19 protein-coding genes and 4 pseudogenes are annotated in these 21,611 nt (G+C 40.8%); 13 read left to right on the top strand and 10 right to left on the bottom strand.

Features of this window, described 5'->3' with window-relative positions:
• Positions 1 to 18 precede the first annotated feature (18 nt).
• The 6 genes and pseudogenes from FOC32_RS15080 to FOC32_RS15060 all read left to right on the top strand — a co-directional run bounded on the left by FOC32_RS15080 (position 19) and on the right by FOC32_RS15060 (position 8,174).
• A pseudogene (locus tag FOC32_RS15080) lies at positions 19 to 1,659 on the top strand (arylsulfatase).
• A gap of 224 nt (positions 1,660 to 1,883) precedes the next feature.
• The gene (locus tag FOC32_RS15075) at positions 1,884 to 2,630 is read left to right on the top strand and encodes an IS5 family transposase (RefSeq protein ID WP_175967934.1); all 747 of its coding nucleotides are present in this window, start codon (positions 1,884 to 1,886) and stop codon (positions 2,628 to 2,630) included.
• A 19-nt stretch (positions 2,631 to 2,649) separates the two neighbouring features.
• Positions 2,650 to 2,787, top strand: coding sequence for a hypothetical protein (locus tag FOC32_RS15070; RefSeq protein WP_175967932.1), 138 nt, complete (start codon positions 2,650 to 2,652; stop codon positions 2,785 to 2,787).
• A gap of 283 nt (positions 2,788 to 3,070) precedes the next feature.
• Positions 3,071 to 6,904: a phosphoribosylformylglycinamidine synthase gene (gene purL / locus FOC32_RS15065; RefSeq protein ID WP_175968219.1), complete on the top strand. Its 3,834-nt coding sequence runs from the start codon at positions 3,071 to 3,073 to the stop codon at positions 6,902 to 6,904.
• 313 nt (positions 6,905 to 7,217) lie between these two features.
• Positions 7,218 to 7,343: a KGW motif small protein gene (locus FOC32_RS17135; RefSeq protein WP_253144109.1), complete on the top strand. Its 126-nt coding sequence runs from the start codon at positions 7,218 to 7,220 to the stop codon at positions 7,341 to 7,343.
• Between the two features lie 84 nt (positions 7,344 to 7,427).
• The gene (locus tag FOC32_RS15060) at positions 7,428 to 8,174 is read left to right on the top strand and encodes an abortive infection family protein (protein ID WP_175967930.1); all 747 of its coding nucleotides are present in this window, start codon (positions 7,428 to 7,430) and stop codon (positions 8,172 to 8,174) included.
• 70 nt (positions 8,175 to 8,244) lie between these two features.
• Here the strand turns inward: FOC32_RS15060 and FOC32_RS15055 are convergent, their stop codons facing one another.
• Positions 8,245 to 8,478 carry a hypothetical protein gene (locus FOC32_RS15055; protein WP_034171716.1) on the bottom strand — a complete coding sequence of 78 codons (234 nt, stop codon included), beginning with the start codon at positions 8,476 to 8,478 and terminating at the stop codon, positions 8,245 to 8,247.
• Between the two features lie 168 nt (positions 8,479 to 8,646).
• On the opposite strand from FOC32_RS15055, the pseudogene FOC32_RS15050 reads away from it, so the two are divergent.
• The 3 genes and pseudogenes from FOC32_RS15050 (at position 8,647) to FOC32_RS15040 (ending at position 11,019) form a co-directional block, all read left to right on the top strand.
• Positions 8,647 to 9,528, top strand: a pseudogene (locus FOC32_RS15050) (LysR substrate-binding domain-containing protein).
• A 17-nt stretch (positions 9,529 to 9,545) separates the two neighbouring features.
• Positions 9,546 to 9,863, top strand: coding sequence for an NGG1p interacting factor NIF3 (locus FOC32_RS15045; RefSeq protein ID WP_175967928.1), 318 nt, complete (start codon positions 9,546 to 9,548; stop codon positions 9,861 to 9,863).
• A 221-nt stretch (positions 9,864 to 10,084) separates the two neighbouring features.
• Positions 10,085 to 11,019, top strand: a pseudogene (locus FOC32_RS15040) (IS5 family transposase).
• Positions 11,020 to 11,161: 142 nt separating this feature from the next.
• Here the strand turns inward: FOC32_RS15040 and FOC32_RS15035 are convergent.
• Together FOC32_RS15035 and FOC32_RS15030 are read right to left on the bottom strand one after the other, a co-directional pair.
• Positions 11,162 to 11,956 carry a nitroreductase family protein gene (locus FOC32_RS15035; protein WP_034171199.1) on the bottom strand — a complete coding sequence of 265 codons (795 nt, stop codon included), beginning with the start codon at positions 11,954 to 11,956 and terminating at the stop codon, positions 11,162 to 11,164.
• Positions 11,957 to 12,029: 73 nt separating this feature from the next.
• Positions 12,030 to 12,830, bottom strand: coding sequence for an enoyl-CoA hydratase (locus FOC32_RS15030; RefSeq protein ID WP_034171200.1), 801 nt, complete (start codon positions 12,828 to 12,830; stop codon positions 12,030 to 12,032).
• A gap of 101 nt (positions 12,831 to 12,931) precedes the next feature.
• On the opposite strand from FOC32_RS15030, the gene FOC32_RS15025 reads away from it, so the two are divergent.
• Both FOC32_RS15025 and FOC32_RS15020 read left to right on the top strand, forming a co-directional pair.
• Positions 12,932 to 13,501, top strand: coding sequence for a nicotinate-nicotinamide nucleotide adenylyltransferase (locus tag FOC32_RS15025; protein WP_175967926.1), 570 nt, complete (start codon positions 12,932 to 12,934; stop codon positions 13,499 to 13,501).
• A 47-nt stretch (positions 13,502 to 13,548) separates the two neighbouring features.
• Positions 13,549 to 14,112 (top strand): YceI family protein, encoded by a 564-nt coding sequence (locus FOC32_RS15020; RefSeq protein WP_175967924.1) that lies wholly within the window; start codon positions 13,549 to 13,551, stop codon positions 14,110 to 14,112.
• Between the two features lie 46 nt (positions 14,113 to 14,158).
• Here the strand turns inward: FOC32_RS15020 and FOC32_RS15015 are convergent, their stop codons facing one another.
• Complete coding sequence (locus FOC32_RS15015; RefSeq protein ID WP_175967922.1) at positions 14,159 to 15,061, bottom strand: LysR family transcriptional regulator ArgP; 903 nt, start codon at positions 15,059 to 15,061, stop codon at positions 14,159 to 14,161.
• Positions 15,062 to 15,168: 107 nt separating this feature from the next.
• On the opposite strand from FOC32_RS15015, the gene FOC32_RS15010 reads away from it, so the two are divergent.
• Positions 15,169 to 15,768 carry a LysE/ArgO family amino acid transporter gene (locus FOC32_RS15010; RefSeq protein WP_034171204.1) on the top strand — a complete coding sequence of 200 codons (600 nt, stop codon included), beginning with the start codon at positions 15,169 to 15,171 and terminating at the stop codon, positions 15,766 to 15,768.
• Positions 15,769 to 15,842: 74 nt separating this feature from the next.
• Here FOC32_RS15010 and FOC32_RS15005 read toward each other — a convergent pair whose 3' ends face one another.
• From FOC32_RS15005 to dapD, 5 genes are all read right to left on the bottom strand, one after another.
• Positions 15,843 to 16,301: a peroxiredoxin gene (locus FOC32_RS15005; protein WP_034171205.1), complete on the bottom strand. Its 459-nt coding sequence runs from the start codon at positions 16,299 to 16,301 to the stop codon at positions 15,843 to 15,845.
• Positions 16,302 to 16,381: 80 nt separating this feature from the next.
• On the bottom strand, positions 16,382 to 16,843 hold the full coding sequence (locus FOC32_RS15000; RefSeq protein WP_034171206.1) for a hypothetical protein: 462 nt from the start codon (positions 16,841 to 16,843) through the stop codon (positions 16,382 to 16,384).
• Positions 16,844 to 16,870: 27 nt separating this feature from the next.
• A complete protein-coding gene (queC, locus tag FOC32_RS14995) occupies positions 16,871 to 17,539 on the bottom strand; it encodes a 7-cyano-7-deazaguanine synthase QueC (RefSeq protein ID WP_034704975.1) in 669 nt (222 codons plus the stop codon).
• A 33-nt stretch (positions 17,540 to 17,572) separates the two neighbouring features.
• A complete protein-coding gene (gene queE, locus FOC32_RS14990) occupies positions 17,573 to 18,283 on the bottom strand; it encodes a 7-carboxy-7-deazaguanine synthase QueE (RefSeq protein WP_175967920.1) in 711 nt (236 codons plus the stop codon).
• 131 nt (positions 18,284 to 18,414) lie between these two features.
• Entirely contained in the window at positions 18,415 to 19,236 is an 822-nt protein-coding gene (gene dapD / locus FOC32_RS14985) for a 2,3,4,5-tetrahydropyridine-2,6-dicarboxylate N-succinyltransferase (protein ID WP_004784553.1), read from the bottom strand.
• Positions 19,237 to 19,535: 299 nt separating this feature from the next.
• On the opposite strand from dapD, the gene carO reads away from it, so the two are divergent.
• Positions 19,536 to 20,267 (top strand): ornithine uptake porin CarO type 6, encoded by a 732-nt coding sequence (carO, locus tag FOC32_RS14980; protein ID WP_034171210.1) that lies wholly within the window; start codon positions 19,536 to 19,538, stop codon positions 20,265 to 20,267.
• Between the two features lie 61 nt (positions 20,268 to 20,328).
• Here carO and FOC32_RS14975 read toward each other — a convergent pair.
• Positions 20,329 to 21,534 (bottom strand): annotated as a pseudogene (locus tag FOC32_RS14975) (OmpP1/FadL family transporter).
• Between the last annotated feature and the right edge of the window lie 77 nt (positions 21,535 to 21,611).

The following is a 21,611-nucleotide window of genomic DNA, read 5'->3' as shown; positions in this document are numbered from 1 at the left end:
TCAATTTGCAGACCAAATATGACCACAGCACAAACTACTCAACCAAATATTTTACTCATCGTCGCTGATGATCTGGGCTTTTCTGATCTGGGTGCATTTGGTGGAGAGATCCAGACACCACATTTAGATGCGATTGCCCTGGAAGGATTACGTTTAACTAATTTCCATACTGCATCGACCTGTTCAGCCATCCGTTCCATGCTGCTTTCCGGCACAGACCATCATCTGGCAGGATTGGGTTCCATGGCCGAAGCCATACGACCTGAACAGAAAGGTCAACCGGGTTATGAGGGGTATTTAAATGATCAGGTTGCGGCTCTACCGGAACTGTTACATGATGCAGGCTATTACACCATCATGTCTGGAAAATGGCATCTGGGCTTAACTCCACCGTTTTCCGACACGCCGTGGTTTTGAAAAGTCATTTACCTTGCTCCCGGGTGCAGCCAATCACTATGCGTTTGAACCGGATATTCCAGAAGAAGAAACCCCGGAATTGTTGAAAGTGATTCGTGGGCTCTATGCAGAAAATGATGAATACATTACTGCATTGCCGGAAGATTTTTATAGTTCAGACTATTTTACAGATCGCTTGCTGAGTTATCTGCAAGATGATGAGAGTCGTGCAGAACACCCATTCTTTGCCTATTTACCATTTTCAGCACCACACTGGCCTTTGCAAGCCTACCCAGAAGATATTGCCAAATATAAAGGTACGTATAATGAAGGTCCTGAAGTATTACGTCAGAAGCGTTTAGCTAAAATCAAAGAGCTCGGTTTAGTAGGTAAGGATGTTACGATTCATCCAGTATTGGCAAAAACTAAATTTTGGGACAGCTTAACGGATGAAGAAAAGCAGTTCTCGGCACGTACCATGGAAGTCTACGCAGCAATGGTTGATCGCATGGACCAGAATATTGGTCGTGTGATTAAACATTTAAAACAGACTGGTCAATACGACAATACCATTATTATTTTTCTTTCGGACAATGGGGCAGAAGGTGCGCAGCTGGAAGCATTACCAGTCTTTGGTCCTGATATTGAGACAGTGATTGCCAAATATTATGACAATCGTCTGGAAAATATTGGCAAGGGTAATTCCTATGTCTGGTATGGTGAGCATTGGGCACAGGCGGCCACAGCGCCATCTCGACTTTATAAAGCGCATACCAGTGAAGGTGGAATTCGTACACCGGCATTTATCAAGCATCAGGGCTTTGCACGTCAAAATGGCATCAGTCATGAGTTTTTAACGGTGATGGATCTACTGCCTACTTTACTGGAAACATTAAATATTCAGCATCCGGGACAGCAGTATAAAGGTCGGAAACTGGTGACACTACGTGGTAAAAGCATTCTGCCGTATTTGCAGCAACAGCAGGCCTATATTCATGCTGAAGACCATGTCACGGGTTGGGAACTCTTTGGGCAGAAAGCCTTACGCAAAGGGATTGGAAAGCCTTGTTTATTCCTGCACCGAATGGCCCAAACAAATGGCAACTCTATAACCTGGCAGAAGATGTCGGTGAAACAGATGATCTGGCAGAGCGTTATCCAGAAAAATTACAGGAGCTGCTGGCCGACTGGAAAGTTTATGTACGAGAAAATGGTGTGATAGAAATTGAAGGCGGGGGAATTTTATTAAATAAAACTGCTTGAGCTAATCTTATTAGGGTATCGAATTTCAAAAATAAACGGATATTCGTGAGAATAAACTAAAAATAAAAAACAGGTCAAACGGCCTGTTTTTTTATAAAGCAATAATTTTGATAGAAAGTAAATCTTAATCTGTAAGCTGAATAGTTAGGGTGTGTTGACACTTTTAGCTTAAAAAATAGCGAAGTAGTAAAATCAAATCGCCAAACCCAATTTTACTATTCGCCATGCCTCGTACCATGCTGACAGATCAACACTGGCAAAAGTTGAAAACTATTTTGCGTAATTTATCTATTCATCACAACTCAAACTTACGTAATTTTATTGAAGCTATTCTCTATAGAATTAGAACAGGCTGTCCGTGGCGAGATATTCCTTCCTATTTCGGTCAATCAAACTCTATTTTCAAACGTTTTAATCGTTGGTCAAGCAGCGGTAAGTTGCTTAGATTATTCAAATTATTAGCATCATGCCCCGATATGGAGTGGATTTTTATTGATGGCTCTCACGTACGTGCTCATCAACATTCTGCCGGTATAGCGAATCAATCCATTTCTAAAAGTGTAGGAGGAAACTCCTCAAAAATACATTTGATTGTTGATGCAAATGGCAATCCTGTTGATTTCATGATTACCGATGGAACCACACATGACGTCAAAGTTGCACCTAACTTAATATCAACATTAGACTTAAAAGAGACAAAAGTGGTCTGCGCAGATAAAGGCTATGATTCAGAACCACTGCGTGAACAGGTCAGAAAAACAGGGACTAAAGCGAATATACCAAAGAAAATAAATAGCCAATCGAACAATGATCATATGGACTGGTATTTATATAAAATCAGGCATTTAGTTGAAAATATGTTTTGTAGATTAAAGCAATTTAGAGGAATAGCTACTCGATATGACAAGCTCAAAAGAAATTATCAAAGTGCTGTTGCCTTAGCCTGTATACTTTTATGGCTACCTTTATAGGTTTAATTATGAACAGTAAATGTCAACAGACCCTAATATAGTTGATCATTATTCAGACAGATGGCAAAAAGCAGCGCAGCTACCTATTTTTGATCAAGAAATAATAAAGAAGTCAATCCCTGGCTCATTTTTATTAAAAATAGAGATTAAATTTTAAACCGCTTGATATAATCAATAGTGTTGAAAAATAATACAAAATTTTTAAGTTGAATTATTCTTGACGGGTTTTAATTTTTCTTTAAAAACTTGTGTTAAGCTGTGCGACTACATTCAATTTTCCTACCTGAAAATAAACGAAATATTTTAAAAGTCCAAGATATTTCAGACGTAGTTTTCTGATTTGACATCTAGCCGATTTCCTTATTTCACAGTAGAATATGCGCTCTCTCAAGTCACATTGTGGCATGGTCGCTCGATCATCCCGTGGAGCCAAAATCAGCATGTTTATCGTTGCCGGTGCACCTGCACATTCTTCTTTTAAGAAAGCTCAACTACTCACACGTTTATCGTCAATTAGTTCTGTTCAATCACTAGAAAGTCAATTTGTTTATCTTTTTGACCAAGCGCTCAACGAGCAACAACAGCAATCCGCTTTACAGCTTCTCAACGATGGTCAATCATTTGAACTGCGCCAGGCTGCAAGTGATGAAATCCAGATTCTGGTGACACCGCGTGTCGGCACGATTTCACCGTGGTCATCAAAGGCAACTGATATTTTTGCCAACTGTAATACACCGGTTCATCGTTTAGAACGCGGTGTTTTGTTTACTTTGAAGGGCGAAAAAGAGCTTTCTAAAGAAGCATTACAGATCTTGCATGACCGCATGACTGAAAGCGTTTTCAATGCGATTGAAGATGCTGCAGTATTATTTACTGAAACTGCTCCGAAACCTTTGAACTCGATTGATATTCTGGGTCAAGGTAAAGAGGCATTGGTTAAAGCCAATAATGAATTCGGTTTTGCGCTGTCTGAACAGGAAATTGATTACCTGACAGAGGCATTTACTAAACTGGGTCGTAACCCGAACGACATCGAACTGATGATGTTTGCTCAGGCAAACTCAGAGCACTGCCGTCATAAAATCTTCGGTTCTGAATGGACGATTGATGGTGAAGTTCAACCATTGTCATTGTTCCAGATGATCAAAAATACCTATAAAGAATCACCAACAGACGTATTGTCGGCTTATAAAGACAACGCATCGGTGATTGTTGGTTTTGATACGCAACGTTTCTATCCAACTCAAGAAGATAACGGTCAACACGTTTATAAATACAAGAGTCAAGCCGCTCACATCCTGATGAAAGTGGAAACTCATAACCACCCAACAGCGATTGCACCATTTGCTGGTGCCGCAACAGGTTCAGGCGGTGAGATTCGTGACGAAGGCGCGACTGGTCGTGGTGGTAAACCTAAAGCGGGTTTAACTGGTTTCACCGTATCTAACCTGAATATTCCTGGCTTCGAACAGCCTTGGGAAGAAAACTACGGCAAACCGTCACGTATGGCATCTCCATTGCAGATCATGATTGAAGGTCCATTGGGTGGCGCAGCGTTTAACAACGAATTTGGTCGTCCAGCGCTGACTGGTTATTTCCGTACTTTCGAACAAAACGTCAATGGCGAAGTGAAAGGCTTTCATAAGCCAATCATGATCGCGGGTGGTTACGGTAACATCCGTCCAGACCACGTTGAGAAAGATGCTATCCAGCCGGGTGATCTGTTAATCGTTCTAGGTGGTCCAGCCATGCTGATCGGCCTTGGCGGTGGTGCAGCATCTTCTGTAGATAGCGGTAAACTGGGTGAGAACCTGGACTTTGCTTCGGTTCAACGTGAAAACCCGGAAATGGAACGCCGTTGTCAGGAAGTGATCGATACTTGCTGGCGCATGGAAGATGGAAACCCAATTGTTTCTGTACATGACGTCGGTGCGGGTGGTATTTCGAATGCGATGCCTGAGCTGGTAAACGATCATGAGTTAGGTGCAGTACTGGATCTTCGTAAGATCCCATCGCTTGAGCCAGGCATGTCGCCAATGGAAATCTGGTCAAACGAAGCGCAAGAGCGTTATGTGCTTGCGATCCGTCCAGAATCTTTACCATTGTTTGAATCTATCTGTGCACGTGAACGCTGTCCGTTTGCGGTACTGGGTGAAGCAACTGAAGCACGTCATCTGACTGTTGAGGATCCATTGTTCGGCAACAAGCCTGTGGATATGCCAATGCAAGTGATGCTTGGTGGTACACCACGTATGAGCCGTTCATATGAAACTGCTCCGCGTAAAGGCGATGACTTTGATGCGTCTAAAGTCACTGATCTGAAAGATGCGATTTATCGCGTGATCAAGAATCCAACAGTTGCATCTAAATCATTCCTGATCACCATTGGTGACCGCTCGATTACCGGTATGGTTGCACGTGATCAAATGGTTGGTCCATGGCAGGTTCCTGTAGCAGATGCTGCAGTAACGACTACCAGCCTTGTCGGTTACACGGGCGAAGCAATGGCAATGGGGGAACGTCCACCAGTTGCATTGTTAAACCCAGCGGCTTCTGCACGTTTATCAGTTGCTGAATCGATCTCGAACATCATGTCTGCGAAGATTGATCAGATCAGCGACATCAAACTGTCTGCAAACTGGATGGCGGCTGCAGGTCAACCGGGCGAAGACCAAGCCTTGTTTGAAGGCGTAAAAGCCATTGGTATGGAAATGTGTCCAGCGCTGGGCATTGCAATTCCAGTCGGTAAAGACTCATTGTCAATGCGTACCACCTGGAATGACGAAGGCGAAGACAAATCTGTTACTTCTCCAATGTCAGGCGTGATCACTGCATTTGCACCTGTAACTGATGTTCGCAAAACATTAACCCCTGAGCTGAAAAATATTGAATCTGTACTGGTTCGTATTGATCTGTCTAAGGGTCAGTTCCGTTTAGGCGGTTCGATCTTGGCTCAGGTATACAAAGCAATTGGTTCAGTGACTCCTGATGTCGATAGCTTTGATGACTTCAAAGCATTCTTCGCACTGGTTCAAGACTGGAACAACCGTGGTCTGATCAAGGCTTACCATGACATCGGTGATGGTGGTTTACTGGCAACTGTTGCGGAAATGATGTTTGCTGCACGCCTAGGCGTAGCGCTAGAAGACCAATCAGTTGAAGCATTGTTCGCTGAAGAAATCGGTGCAGTTCTGCAAATAGCGAAAGCAGATTGGGAAGCATTACAAGCAGAAATCACTACTTCTACTCTAAAAGATGCGATCTCTGTAGTAGGTACAGTGAACAGCTCTGACCAGTTATCTGTAAATGGTTTAGTACTTGACCGTGCTGATTTACAAGTCGCTTGGACTGAAGTTTCTCATCAAATCCAGCGTCTGCGTGACAACGTAGAAACTGCAGATCAAGAATTTTCGTTGGTTACTGACAAATCACACAAAGGTTTGATTGCTCAACCGACATTTGATCTGAACGAGCAAATCGAAGCGCCGTACATCAATTCACGTCGTCCAAATATGGCAATTTTGCGTGAACAGGGTGTGAATGGTCATGTAGAAATGGCAGCAGCATTCGACAAAGTCGGCTTCAATACTGTTGACGTACACATGAGCGATCTTCTAGCTGGCCGTATCAGCCTGGATGACTTCGAAGGTCTGGTCACATGTGGTGGCTTCTCTTACGGTGACGTATTGGGTGCAGGTGGTGGCTGGGCGAAATCAGTATTGTTCAATCAGCAACTTCGTGACCAATTCGAGAAATTCTTTAACCGTCAGGAGACCTTCTCTCTAGGGATCTGTAATGGTTGTCAGATGCTGTCACAATTAACTCCACTGATTCCAGGTGCAGATGCTTGGCCTCGTTTCCATCGCAACAAGTCAGAAGTATTTGAAGCACGTAGCGTTAATATTCGCGTAGAGAAATCTCATTCTGTATTGCTAGAAGGTATGGAAGGTTCAATTCTTCCAATCGCTGTGGCACATGGTGAAGGTCGTGTGGTTGCATCAGCTGAAAGCATTGCTGCATTGAATGCCAATAACCAGGTGATCATGCGCTATGTGGATAGCCAAGGTAATGCGACTGAGCAATATCCATTGAACCCGAATGGTTCGCCTGAAGGGATCTCTGGTGTAACTTCGAAAGATGGTCGTGCGACGATCCTGATGCCACACCCTGAGCGTAACTTCCGTGCGATCCAGCACTCTTGGAAACCAGAAGACTGGGATCAGGACGGTGCATGGTTACGTATGTTCCGTAATGCGCGTAAGTTCATTGGCTAATCTGATTTAGCTTCAAAAAAGGGTCGCAGTAGCGGCTCTTTTTTATTATTAGAATTTTAAGTGACCCAGCAAAGCTAGAAAAATCATTTACTTTTGTTTAGACTAGCTTCATCAATTGCCACCAGTGGGTGGCTTTTTGCTTTTTAAGCAGTTTGAAACATTTATTTAATTTTCTCCCGCTGAACTGGTTTAGATTTTGCTTTTATATCTGCACAGAAATGATATTGTGTAAATAATGCACAATATTTATGCACTTTAAAGGAAAGATGGTATAGATCAGTTCAGTATCAACACTCAAGAATGAGGTGATGACATGGCTAAGACGCTCAGAATAATGGATAGAACAGAATTACGTCAGAAAGGTTGGTGGTTATTTGGTTTTGTTGTTGGCCTACAGGTACTGTTCTTGGTAGGTAGTTATTTGCTACAGGGTTCTTGATCAACAGATTTAAAAAAGCCACCGAGAGGTGGCTTTTTCATTTTTAAAATTATATATTTGTTGAAAATGGGTGAAAAATATAAGATGGATAATCAGGAAAAATTAATAAAAATAGAAACTATTCAGAATTTACTTATAGCTCGTGCTACAGGTAGTAATGAAAATACTAGCGAATATGAAACTTTAAGATTCTATTTATTAAAAGAAGCTGATATTAAAAATTTATTACCAAAATACATTCTAACGTGTAGAAATCTACAGCAATTTTGGCAATTTATTAAATTTGAATATGCAACATATGCTGAAAGACGGGATTTCATTTGGAAGTCCTTTCAACCCATATTAGAAAAACTAGAATTTAGTAGTGAAGTCCCTTCTGATCAAATTATAAAGAATGTCGTTCAAAATATAGATTCATATTATATCCATACAATCTGGAACAAAGCCTTAGAAAGAAGAACGACTGATCCAGATGGTGCAATTACTCTGTCTAGAACTCTTTTAGAGTCAACATGCAAACATATCCTAGATGAGCTAAGTGTAGAATACGGTAATGCTCCAGATATAAACCAGTTGTATAGATTAGTCAGTAGTAATTTAAACTTGTCTCCATCACAGCATACAGAGCAGATATTTAAGCAAATCTTAGGTGGCTGTAGTGCGATAGTTGAAGGTTTAGGCTCATTAAGAAATAAAATCAGTGATGCTCATGGTCAAGGTAAAAATAATGTGAAGCCTTCTCCTAGACATGCTGAGTTTGCAGTAAATTTAGCAGGAACAATGGCAGTTTTTTTATTTTCTACTTGGGAAATGAAAAAAGAAAAGACATAAAACAGACTACCTTTTGATGGTCTTTGACAGGATACTTACACAGCCAGTTGAATTTCCTTTAACCTCACCTTCAGCGTATTTTCATAATCAAACTGATCATTGGTACTATCCTATAACGCCAAACTACATAACCATCCGGACGAACCAGAACTGCCACAGATTCATGAATTTCAGACTTAGCAATCCAGGTGCTATACACATCATGAGAAACAATCCGAATCACATCCAAATATGGCAAGTTCAGTGATTCAGCTGCCTGACCCCCGCTTTCACCCGATTCAGTGTCGAATACTGTGTCATGCAAGACACCATGTGTAAACTTGATACAGGCATAAATGTATGAGGGGGCAAAATCTAGCCATGTATAAAAGGTAGTTATATGAGTATTAGCATAAGCTATTGATCTATTAATATTTTCAATATGTTGGCCTAAATCGTAAGATAAGTACCTATTTTTTGAAGTGAGCAATCTATGGAACTTAGACATTTACGCTATTTTATTACCGTGGCGCAGGAGCAGAGTTTCACTAGGGCTGCTGAAAAACTGTTTACGGCTCAACCTTCTTTAAGCCAGCAGATTAAAGATCTGGAGCAGGAAATTGGTGTTAACCTGTTTGAACGTTCTTCACGAAAAATACAGTTAACCCATGAAGGCAAAGCCTTTTTAATCTATGCAGAAAAAGCTCTGGAAAATGCCAAATTGGCTGTTGCATCAGCACGACAGGTGGCCCAGCAGAAAAATAATCAGATTCATATTGGCTTTCTGAATGTTGCCGAACTAAAAGTTATGCCACATATTTTGGCCAAGCTGAAAAAGACCATGCCAGATTTAAAAATTCATCTGCATAGCCTGTTCTGTCTGGAACAGCTTCAACATCTAAAAAATGCTGAATTAGATCTAAGTATTACCCGTTTTCAGCTGGATCATCCGGATTTTGAAAATATCCATTTATTGACGGAACAAATTCACTTGGTTGCAGCCAAGCATTTGCACCCAACCGATCGGATACTGAAATTACAGGAACTAAAAAATCATACAATTATTATGTGTGATCAGAATGCATCACCCATATTTTACGAAAGACTCAATGCCTTGATGTCCTTTGATCAGCTAAAGCATGATCAGGTGCTGTGAACGACCAATGTGCTACAGCATATTAACCTGATCAATATGGGGGTGGGTTTTAGTTTTGCTCCCGATTATCTATTACGTTTCCTGAATGATGAAGTGAAAGTGATCCAGACAGATCGACCTTTACCCCAGGTAGAACTATATGCAACATTTAACAAGAAATCTCAAAATCCAGCATTGAATATTATTACCGACGCCCTTAACAATACGGTAAATGCTTGAAAAAATTGTAGGGATATATGCTTAAACTGATTTATTACGTACCAGATGAAAACCTGGAGGAAACCAAGAAGGCCGTCTTTGCAGCAGGTGCGGGTGGGATTGGTGAATATACCGATTGTGCCTGGCAAGTGCTGGGAACTGGACAATTTAAGCCGCAGCAAGGCGCAGATCCTCATATTGGGGAAATCGGCCAATTGGAAAATGTGGAAGAATGGCGGATCGAAATTCTTGTACCTGATGAAAAGGCGGTTGAAGTGGCTAAGGCTCTAAAAGACAGTCATCCTTATGAAGAACCGGCATTTGAATTTATCCAGCTCTTAGATATAAAAGTTTAAATTTTAGAAGTGATATAAACCGACGGTGCATTAGTGTTGATGTGCCGTCTATATATTAAAAACACCTAATCTGCTTTTATTATTATAAAATTTATCAGAACAACTTAAATAAAAGAATAAACTAAGGAGTATAACAATGCAGTTGCCAAAACCGCTGAGCATCATACGGCTTTGTTGCATAAACCTAGCCTAGAAAGATTATTCAGTCCTATAATTTCAATATGAATAAACCTGCTCCTAAAATTTATCGTATAACCAATTGGTCTTCATATAACCGAGCACTCATTAATCGTGGAAATATTGCCATTTGGTTTGATCCTGCTACGCAATGGTATGCCCCATCAAAAGGCAAACAAGGACGAAATCAAACTTACTCTGACACAGCTATCCAATGTTGCCTAATGATTAAATCTCTCTTTCGATTGTCCTTACGTATGGTCACTGGCTTTGTTCAAAGTCTCATCCATCTTTGTGGGTTAAATTGGGTAGCGCCAGACTACACTACAATTTGTAGACGACAACAGCGTATTGATACTACGATTGGCTATCAAAAAAGTAGTGATGGACTACATCTACTTGTCGACTCTACTGGCTTAAAGTTTATAGGTGAAGGTGAACGGAAACGAAAGAAACATCAGCCTGAATATCGTCGACAATGGCGCAAACTTCATATTGGTATTGATATGCCGACACCTTGCAAATACGTGCAGTACAGCTCACTACAAATAATGTGAGCGATTCACAAGTACTCGATGATTTAGTTACTCAAATTCCTTTAGACGAACGAATTGATTCGGTCTATACCGATGGTGCTTATGATACGAAGTACTGCAGACAAGTCATTTTAGATCGAGATGCACATGCGGTCATTCCACCAAGAAAAAATGCGAAGCCATCGAAAGATAAAAAGATGGGCTCGCTAGAACGCAATGAATTGCTTCGAACAATTAAGCGTTTAGGAAGAACTATTTGGAAGAAATGGTCAGGCTATCATCGGCGAAGTTTGGTTGAAACCAAGATGCATTGCATCAAATTGTTGGGGGATAAACTCAGTGCGAGAAATTTTCAAAGCCAAATCAATGAGATTCATGCACGTGTGGCAGTATTAAATAAATTTACGGACTTAGGCAGACCACATACCCGAGTTGTCACTTAAATTTGAGTAGATATGAGAAATCTTTACTTTTAATTCTTTGTGCAACAAAGCCTTTTTCTAATATACTTAATTAATCGACATCCATGTCATCAAATATTAAGTAAATTAATATTCTTAAATCCTTTAAATACTATTTTTAAACTCAAACCTTCTGAATAAACAGCTCACGATCAAAACGATACTGTGGGAAGAACACACCATCTTTGGCACGTTCACCAGCACCAATCACCATCACTGGATATTGCTGGTCATTCAGATCTAGAAGTTCACGAACCATTGGTTCATCGAAGCCTTCCATCATACAGCTATCAAAACCATAAGCACGTAAAGCCAGAACCAGATTTTCACATGCCAGTGCTGTGGTTTTACTTGCCCATAGCTTGGCATCGGCTGGACTAAATGCAGAAACTGGCATTTGTTTATCGAGTGTACGAGCTACTTTGAAAGCAACTTTCTTAAAGTTACCAAAGGCATTCAAATAACCGGTCTTGTAGTTGTAGGGAATGTACTTATAGTACTTTTTAATGGCTGGAGGCGCCTCAGGAAATGGAAACTCGCTGATATTCAGTTTTGCCATTTCATCTATACGGTCAGTACGTGCCACACAGACAATCAGCTCTGAAGCCGTTTTAGCAGCAAGCTGGCTCATACATGCTTTAACCAGACGTTTTTTCTTGGATGGGTTCTGCACCACATAAAAAGTCCACGGCTGCAGGTTTGAGGAGTTTGGCGCCAGCAAGGCTAAATCCAGACAGGCATCGAGGACCTCGGCAGGAATTGGCTTTTTGGTAAATTTACGTACAGAACGGCGGCTTTCGATGACCTTTCGGAAATTGTCTACATCAATATCCTGAGGAGCAGGTTCATAATAACGTTTCTTTTCAGGATTTGAACTATCGGTTGTTTGAGAAGTCGTTTGGTAGTTTTCATTATTCATAAGCTAGATTCTTTCAAAAAAATAAAAGATTGAGGCAGTCTAAACTGCCTCAATTAAAAGATAAGTTTCAGAATTAGTTGAATTGTGTGAAATCAGGTTTCCGTTTTTCCATAAAGGCCTGAACAGCTTCCGTCATTTCAGGTGAACCCACACGTTTCATAAATATCTCAGCTTCATCATCAATACACTCGATAGTTTCAGCCAGATTATGCTTCATCAGTGCTTTGGTTTGTTTAATAGAAGCCAGGGGTAAAGCAGCAAGAGTTTTTGCCTGTTTTTCAGCAGCAGCATAGACATCTTCTTCAATGCTATTTACCAGACCTGCACCCAATGCCTTTTCACTATTAAACCGTTGTGCAGTAAGTAACAGTTCAGCTGCTTTATGATAACCCGCTTGTTGTACCAGCAGCTTGCTTGAAGCACCTTCAGGCGACAGGCCAAGGCTAACAAACGGAATCTGGAACAGGGCAGTATTGTCACTATAAACCAGATCAGCATGCAGCAGAATCGTTACCCCGATCCCAATCGCAACGCCACGAACGGCAGCAATTAAAGGCTTGGAAAATTTTGCAGCGGACTTCAACAGCACAAAAGGAGGGGTATCGCCAGCCTTACCTTGTAGAGGCGTCTGAATAAACTTCATGAAGTCCTGCATGTCATTGCCGGCACTAAAGTCTGCATCCTGACCACGTAGAATCACGACACGCACACTACTATCCTGATCTGCTTCATCCAGTGCCTGTGCGATCCATAGATATAGTTCGCCGTAAAGCGCATTTTTTGCCTCAGGACGGTGAATGGCTAAGGTCAGTACGCCATTGTCTAAATTCGCATTTAAATGCTGATGCGGTTGTTGAATACAGCTCAGTGTCATCGTACTATCCTTGCTTTATTAATATGAATTTATTGGCGCTTATTATGTCGCAAAAAATTCCCTGTGGCATAACTGATGCGTTCATAAAAGTAAGATGTGCTATGAAGTATAAATTTGATTACCTAGTGTTTATTGGTCGTTTTCAACCTTTCCATCTGGCCCATATGCAAACGATTAAAATTGCCTTGCAGCAAAGCCAGCAGGTGATTCTGGCATTAGGCTCAGCACAGCAAGAACGCAATATTAAAAATCCATTTCTAGCCACTGAACGTGAAGAAATGATCCTGTTGAATTTTTCTGAAGCAGATCAGAAGCGCATTAAATTTGTCCATGTCATTGATGTCTATAATGATGAAAAATGGCAAAAACTGGTGAAATCGCTGGTGTCTGAAGTAGTTGAACCAGAAGCAAAAGTTGGTCTAATTGGACACTTTAAAGATGAATCTTCTTATTATTTAAGTTTATTCCCTGAATGGGAAATGGTGGAACTCGATAGCTTGGTCGGTGCAATTTCAGCGACTCCTTTACGTGAAGCGTATTATCGCGGTGAAGTGGTGGAATCAGCTTTTCCTTTAGGCACCAGTGAATTTTTACATAAATTTAAAAATAATGAGATTTATCAACAATTGGTCAACAAGTTTGAACTAAATGATAAAACAAATCTGGGCTGAAACCGTTTTAAGGTAGTGAGTTCATTTGATTGTTAAGGATGAACACAATGAATCTATTGCTGAAACATATAGCTTATGCGGGCGCTCTATCTGCTATGTGTATATCGGCTGCGTATGCTAAAAGCTGGACATTGACGCCTCAAAGTAGTGTCGGCTTTAGCATTAACTCCTTGGGTTTGAATGTTGTAAAGGGAAATTTTCAAGAGTTCAAGGCAACCATGCAGTTTGATCTTGATCGGCCACAACAGTCATCTACTGAGTTCACTATGCAGGTCGATAGCCTAGAGGTTTCCAAACCTAGCCTTAAAAATATGATTATGGGTGAGGACCTGTTTCATGCATCTCGCTATAAAACAGTCAATTTCAAAAGTACGCAGTTTAAGCCAAATGGTACGAATCGTTATCAGGTCATGGGTCAACTCACTCTAAGAGGTGTTACTCGACCAGTGGTATTCGATACCACGCTGACACCGAACAAGGGTAATCCTAATTTACTCGATGTGAAATCCACCACGGTGATTAATCGTTCAGATTTTGGGATGAAGAAAGCCACTGCAGGCGTGGGTGAAAAAGTTAATATTCATTTAATGGGACAGTGGAAAACCCAATAATGTGATATTCAATTTCTGTGAATTCGGCAGGACACAATAGAACTGTTTAATGAACTGGATTATTCATACATTGTTCTGCCTGTTCCAGAATGACTTTGGTTAACTGTTTTAGAGCGGGAGACTGCTGTTTCCAGTGATGCCAATATAAAGGTACATCACAACTGCATTCAGGTAGTATCTCGATCAGTGTCCCATTTTGAATCCGGTCCGCAATTTGATAGTCCGGCACTAAACCGTATCCTAATCCTGAAAAAATAGCATCCGCAAAGGCGGTCGAGGAGGGGATATAGTGAAAAGGAAAACATTGCTGGTTTAAGCCAAATTGAGCCAACAGTAGATGGCTATGTAAATGATCCTGATCATTATAAATCACAGCGGGTGCCTTACGCAGTGATTCCCGGTGAATGCCTTGTTTAAACCAGGAATGCACAAAGGCAGGTGTTGCGACCATTCTATAATGCATCTGTCCAATAAAATGAGCCTTACAGCCCGGCATGGCTTCACTTTCACTGCTAATACAGGCATTGACTTGACCCTGCTCTAGAAGCTTATGAGTTTCACTTTGAACAGCAACCTGAAGATTCAAAGTAATTTTCTCTGCAAGCAGAGTGGTGTTCAGACAGGGAAATAACCAGGTCGCAAGAGAATCCGCATTTACCGCAATATGAATCGAGCTAAATTCTGCTTTATTTTGACCATTTAATTGCTGGATCAATTGCTGCTGTAACAGGCGTTGATGCTGCAAATAATTCAGTAAGGTTTGACCGGCATTGGTCACTTTACAAGGACGCTCACGTAGCACCAGAACTTGCCCCAAATCTCTTTCCAGATTCTGTACTCTTAAAGTGACTGCTGAAGCCGTAATATTTAATACTTTTGCGGCAGCATCAAAACTTTGGGTTTCTGCGACGGCTAAAAAAGCATCACAGTTTTTAGAATTAAGTGGCATAGTTTACCTAAATAAAATTTAGTCTGAATGATATTTTCCTAATTATATTTAATTGAAAAGAATAACATAGATAATGATCTCCATCTTTATAATTCCATGATATTCCAATGTTAAATGCATATATACAAGGTCTGGCGGTAGGCTTTAGCCTGATTATTGCCATTGGTGCGCAAAATGCTTTTGTATTGAAACAGGGCTTGAAACAGCAGTATGTCTTTGCGATCTGTATGTGTTGTGCCTTATCTGATGCGATATTGATTTTTGCTGGTGTTCTGGGATTTTCACAATTGATGCTGGTCAATCCGCACTGGATCAATATGGCGAAATATCTAGGCGCGACTTTTCTGGCGATCTATGGCGCTCAGCATTTTTATCAGGCCTGGAAGAATGAGCAGCGTCTGAACACAGATCAAAAAGATGTGCCTTCTTTATATAAAGTTTTGCTGATTTGTTTGATGCTGACCTGGCTCAATCCGCATGTCTATCTGGATGCTTTGGTCTTGATTGGTTCCATCTCCACCCAATATTCCAATGCACAGATACAATTTGCCTTAGGAGCGATTAGTGCGTCCTTTGTATTCTTTTTTGGACTGGGCTATGCAGCACGTTATTTGCAACCTATTTTTCAGCGACCACAAGCCTGGAAAATATTGGATATACTTATTGGCTGTGTAATGTGGTCGATTGCGGTTTCTTTAGTGAACTGAATTATTCTTTGCAGCAACTCTAAAGAAAAAGGCATGATATTTCTATGCATGCCTTTTTGATTCTATGAAACACCTTAAGCAGCCTGTAAAGCTTTCAAATCTTCTAAAACCTGTTCAGCATGGCCAGCAGCTTTCACCTTACGGTATTCTTTGACCAGTTTGCCATTATGGAAAATGAAGGTAGAGCGCTCAATGCCCATCACTTTCTTGCCATACATATTCTTTTCTTTAATGACATCAAAGTGTTTACATAACACTTCTTCTTCATCGCTGATCAGATTAATGATCAGATTCTGTTTTTCAGTAAAGTTCTGGTGCGCTTTAACCGAATCACGTGATACGCCCAGAATAGTCGTATTCAGTGCATCAAACTGATCTTTTAAACAAGAGAAACCGACTGCCTGAGTGGTACAGCCAGGTGTCGAATCTTTAGGATAAAAATAGATAATTAACCATTCTGCATCCAGTTGGGCCAGATTAATTTCACCTGTAGTGGTCGGAAAAGTGTGCTCAGGTAAGCTGATCTCAGACATGATCTCTCCAATTTTTCTAAATTTTTTCAAAAAAATAAGCCACATTATAGTGGCTTATTCTAGAAAAATATCCGTCAGGATTATTTCTTTTGAGCGGCTTTATTGGCTTCTGCAGCAAGTGAGTTTAATTTACCTGCGAGCTGTGGGCCTACACAAGACTGCACATTCTGGCTTTGTTTTTTAACAAAGTCTAAAGTAGCAGGGTTTTTCTTCTGGTTAATGGTGCTTTGAATCTGCCATTTCTGAGCTTGAGTCAATTTACCTTCTGCATCCACTTCACATGTACAAAGCTTATTCACATCAGACTGAGTCAGTTTTTTGTACTTCACTGCCTGTTTGTAGGGAATAGCGCAGGCTTTAATTAAACCGTCACGCACATTTGAACTGCTTCCAGCATTTTTCATGGCAGTTGTATATTCTTTTTTCATCGCCTCAAATTCTGCTTTTGCCTTAGCTTGATCATTATTTGCAAAAGATGCAGTTGAAAATAGGGCAGACAAAGAGAGTAGGCTAGTCGCAAGTAATTTGGCTTTAATATTCATAATATGGATTTATAACCTTGATCGATTTTAAAGGTAATAACGTGTCGGGTCTTCAACACCTGCATCAGCAAAACCTTGCTTGCGTAAACGACAACTGTCACATGTTCCACACGCACGTCCTTGGTCATCTGCTTGGTAGCAAGATACCGTTTGACTGTAGTCTACGCCATGTTCTAGGCCTAAGCGAATGATATTTGCTTTGGATAAATGTAACAAAGGTGTTTCAAATTTCAGGGCTTGACCTTCAACACCGACCTTGGTTGCAAGGCGTGCCATATTGGCAAAAGCTTCAATAAATTCCGGGCGGCAGTCTGGATAACCTGAATAATCCACCGCATTAATCCCGATCACAATTGCCTCTGCACCGAACACTTCTGCAGCGGCCAAAGCATAAGATAAGAAGATGGTATTTCGTGCAGGCACATAGGTTACAGGAATACCTTCCTGCAATTGATCCGGTACCTCAATGCTATGATCAGTAAGGGCTGAGCCGCCCAGGTTACCTAAATCAATATTGATGACACGATGTTCTACTCCCGAGCGTTGAGCCAGCGCACGAGCTGCATCAAGTTCTGTAGTGGAACGTTGGCCATACATAAAACTCAGTGCGATACATTCATAGCGTGCCTGCGCCCAAGCCAGACAGGTTGTTGAATCTAATCCGCCAGATAACAATACAATGGCACGAGGGCGCATAACAAATACTCCAATATAGTAAATTTACAAAAATTAACGACCAGTTTCATCATTCCATAACAACTTGTGCAGCTGCAGCTGGAAACGAACAGGGAGATGGTCTTCTAAAATCCATTGAGCCAGATCACGTGCCAATTGTGGCAAGCGCGCAGCTCCTTTTTCAACTGCAAATGCAGGGGAGAACCAGACCGTGCTGACTTTTTCATTTAACTGGTACTGTTCTACCTGCTGTTTTGACCATTCATAATCTTCACGATTACAGATTACAAACTTAATCTGGTCATGCTGAGTTAAATGATCCAGATTTGTAAGCAAATTTCGTGCAACTTCACCTGAAGTTGGTGTTTTTAAATCTAGAACTTTGGATACACGTGTATCCACTTTAGAAACATCTAACGCACCACTGGTTTCTAAAGAAACTTCACAGCCTAAATCTGCAAGTCGTTGCATCAGAGGTAGGGCGTTCGGTTGCGCTAATGGTTCACCACCGGTTACACAGGCATAAGGCGTTTTAAAATCAAGCGTGGTCTGGATGATGTCATCTAAAGATTTGCGTTCACCACCTTCAAAAGAATACGTAGTATCACAATAGGTACAGCGCAGCGGACATCCGGTTAAGCGAATAAATACGGTCGGTAAACCTGCGGTATTGGCTTCACCTTGTAATGAATAGAAGATCTCCGTAATGCGTAAGCCCGCAGACGGATCAGAAACTGGAATTGCGGAAGATCGAAGCGTATTCATAACAACATTAACCACTGAAAAATAAATAACAATGTATAAAAATAAAAATCCCTACGATCATTGCTGACCGTAGAGACGAGGAGCGGTTGAAGCTCCGAGGAACACAAATGTTTCCTCTAAGTTAAGACATCTTAGTCTTCGCGTAGCAGATCGTTCAGGCTAGTTTTAGCACGAGTTTTCGCATCTACTTTTTTCACGATTACAGCTGCATATAAGCTGTATTTACCACATTTAGATGGCAGGCTGCCTGATACCACAACAGAACCAGCAGGTACGCGGCCATAATGGATTTCGCCAGTTTCTCGGTCATAAATCTTGGTAGATTGACCAATGAATACGCCCATTGAAATGACAGAACCTTCTTCAACGATTACGCCTTCAACGATTTCAGAACGTGCACCGATGAAACAGTTGTCTTCAATAATTGTTGGGTTAGCTTGAAGCGGTTCAAGAACACCACCGATTCCTACACCACCTGACAAGTGAACATTTTTACCGATTTGAGCACATGAACCTACAGTTGCCCAAGTATCGACCATCGTACCTTCATCTACATAAGCACCGATGTTCACATAAGAAGGCATCAGTACCACGTTTTTCGCCTGGAAAGAACCTTTACGCGCTACCGCCGGAGGAACAACACGTACGCCAGCAGCTTTAAACTGCTCATCAGTCCAGTCAGAGAATTTAGTATCTACTTTGTCGTAGAAGCGAAGATCACAAGCTTCCATTGGTTTGTTATCGTTTAATTTAAATGATAACAATACCGCTTTCTTAATCCATTGATGAACAACCCATTCACCTTCGATTTTTTCAGCAACACGTAAAGTACCATTGTCCAGGCCAGCAATTACTTCCTCAACTGCTTGACGGATTTCAGCAGGGCAATCTGCTGCTGTGAAATTCGCACGGTCTTCAAACGCTTGTTCAATGATTGTTGAAAGCTGAGACATGATCTTCCTTCCAGAAAAAAATTTCCGATATTTTACACTATATTGCTCTAAAAAGATGGAAAACTAAGAAGGGTGCTGAATTAAATTCGCAAGTAAAGTGATTAGTATCATTTTCGTATTTTAGATATGTACAAACATTGTTTAAAAAAGGCTTATCATTCAACAAGAAAAATTAATATGTATCAAAAAATAACAAAAGCCCAGCAAAACACGAATAAAAAATATTCATTGGCTCCTTTATATTGAGCTCATCACGAATAACTAATGATGAAAAAAAAGTTCTTTTGAGGAGAGAAATAATGAAAGCTTTATATCAACTTTTAGCAGTATCCGTTCTAGCTGCCACAGCTGGATCTGTCATGGCTGCTGATGAGACAATCGTAACAGATGAAGGCGTAGCTGAATTCTCTTTCTTTAAACCTGCAGCTGTTCGTGCTGAAGTCGGTACTACCGGTTACGGTGGCGCGATCTCTTGGAATGCTAACCCTTATGTAGGTGTTACTCTAGGTTATAATGGTGGTGATATTTCTTGGACTGATGATTTATCAATCAATGGTACAAAATATGACCTAGATATGGATAATAACCTGACTTACTTGAATGCTGAGATTCGTCCTTGGGCGAACTGGTTCTATATGGCTGCCGGTGTAGCATATATTGATAATGATTACGATCTATCTCGCCGTATTGGTAGTGGTGAAACTTTAAGCATTGATAACAATGACTATCAACTTGCTGCTGGTGCTACAGAAGGTCGTGTAAATGGTAAGTTATCTTACAAAAATAATATTGCTCCGTATGTAGGTCTTGGTTTCTCTCCAGCAATTACTAACCGTTGGGGTGTATTTGGTGAAATCGGCGCATACTACAATGGTAACCCAACTGTGGATTTAACTGCTACAGGTCTTGCACCAGTAGAAGGTTCTCCTAGCGTAGGTACAGCGATTGAAAATGAAGAGCGTAAAATTCGCGAAGATAATAAATATGAATGGTTCCCAGTGGCAAAACTGGGTGTAAGCTTCCGCTTCTAAGCTGTAGCTGCTAAGCCTAATAAAAAAACGAGCTTCGGCTCGTTTTTTTATTTATTAAAAGCTATTGAAAATGATAGCCCAACTTCATACCTAGGATCCAGGCACTGTTATCAGAAACTGCGGATAAACCTGCGATCTGCGGCGTAATAGGTTCGGATAAGGAAATTTCAGGTTTTTGAAACTTTAAATAATATAGTCCTGTAGCAATATCCCAGGTTTCTTGAATCTTATAAAGATGACCTAGTCCGATGCCCCAATAGCCATCACTCGGATTCAGGGTTGAAGCCGGATTTCCTGTACCAGAATCCCATAAGAGTTCGATAGAATTTATGCCAAAAGATGGCCATTGATGAGCAAGTCCGATTTTTCCAGACCATTGATCCTCACGATAATCAATCATCCTGAATGGTTTTACTTCCGGAAACTGTAAGGCCGCATAGTCAATTACAGCGCCAAATTTAGGCGGCTGGATCACGAAATTTTGCCAGTTTGACCAACGCAGCGTGCCATAGAGCGCATTTCGATCAGTTAAAGCTGTCTGAAAATCCAAGTTCACAGACTGTGGAGTTTGAATTTCTGTATAAGGTGCTGGATTCGTACCTACAATAATCGACTCAGTGGTTTTATTGTGATGAGTAATTGCAGAGCGATAGGTCAGTGCGGTTCTAAAAAAATATTCTGGAATCTGATAACTGATTCCAGCAAGCCAGCCCCGAGCGGCATCTCGTTCAAATGTGGCCCGATAACCATTGAATATATAAAATGTCTGTCCGGATAAATATAAATTTCCTTCTAAGCTTTGATAACTTAGCCCTGTATAAAAATTCCAGTTATCGTTTGGTTGAAAGCCAATTAATGAGGTCAAATTATGGCTCTCAAACTGAATGGTAGCAGCCTCAATTGGAAGTGTTGCACCTGCAAAAACAGGATCATAATGATAAGCGATATCTATAGAATAAGGCTGATCGTAAATCAGTCCCCACGACACTTGAGGATTCAACTGGAATTTTAATGCGACATTAGAGATCAATTGGTTATGGACAAGATTTCATGTTGAAAAATCCGTGATGCCTAATTGTTGCAGCTCTTCGGTATGTTGTACCTGACCGCTGATATCAGGGCGAACCCAAGCCAGTGAAACTTCAGCATAATTATTTTTTTCAAAAAACGATTGGATGCTTTGGTTAGATTGTTCAAACGCTGCTGCATAACCTGACCCGGAGAAAAACAAGCCCACGGAGAAAAGAGCAAATTTATTATTGATCATCTTGGTATAATTCAATTTATTATGTACGTGATTATGCTTGATATTTATATTCTTTATCCACTCAAAAAATAAAAAAG

Origin of the sequence: Acinetobacter sp. FDAARGOS_724 (genome assembly GCF_013364475.1) — a bacterium.
Classification (GTDB): Bacteria; Pseudomonadota; Gammaproteobacteria; order Pseudomonadales; family Moraxellaceae; genus Acinetobacter; species Acinetobacter variabilis.
The sequence above is the reverse complement of the archived record's forward strand: the minus strand, read 5'-3'. Positions and strand labels throughout refer to the sequence as shown.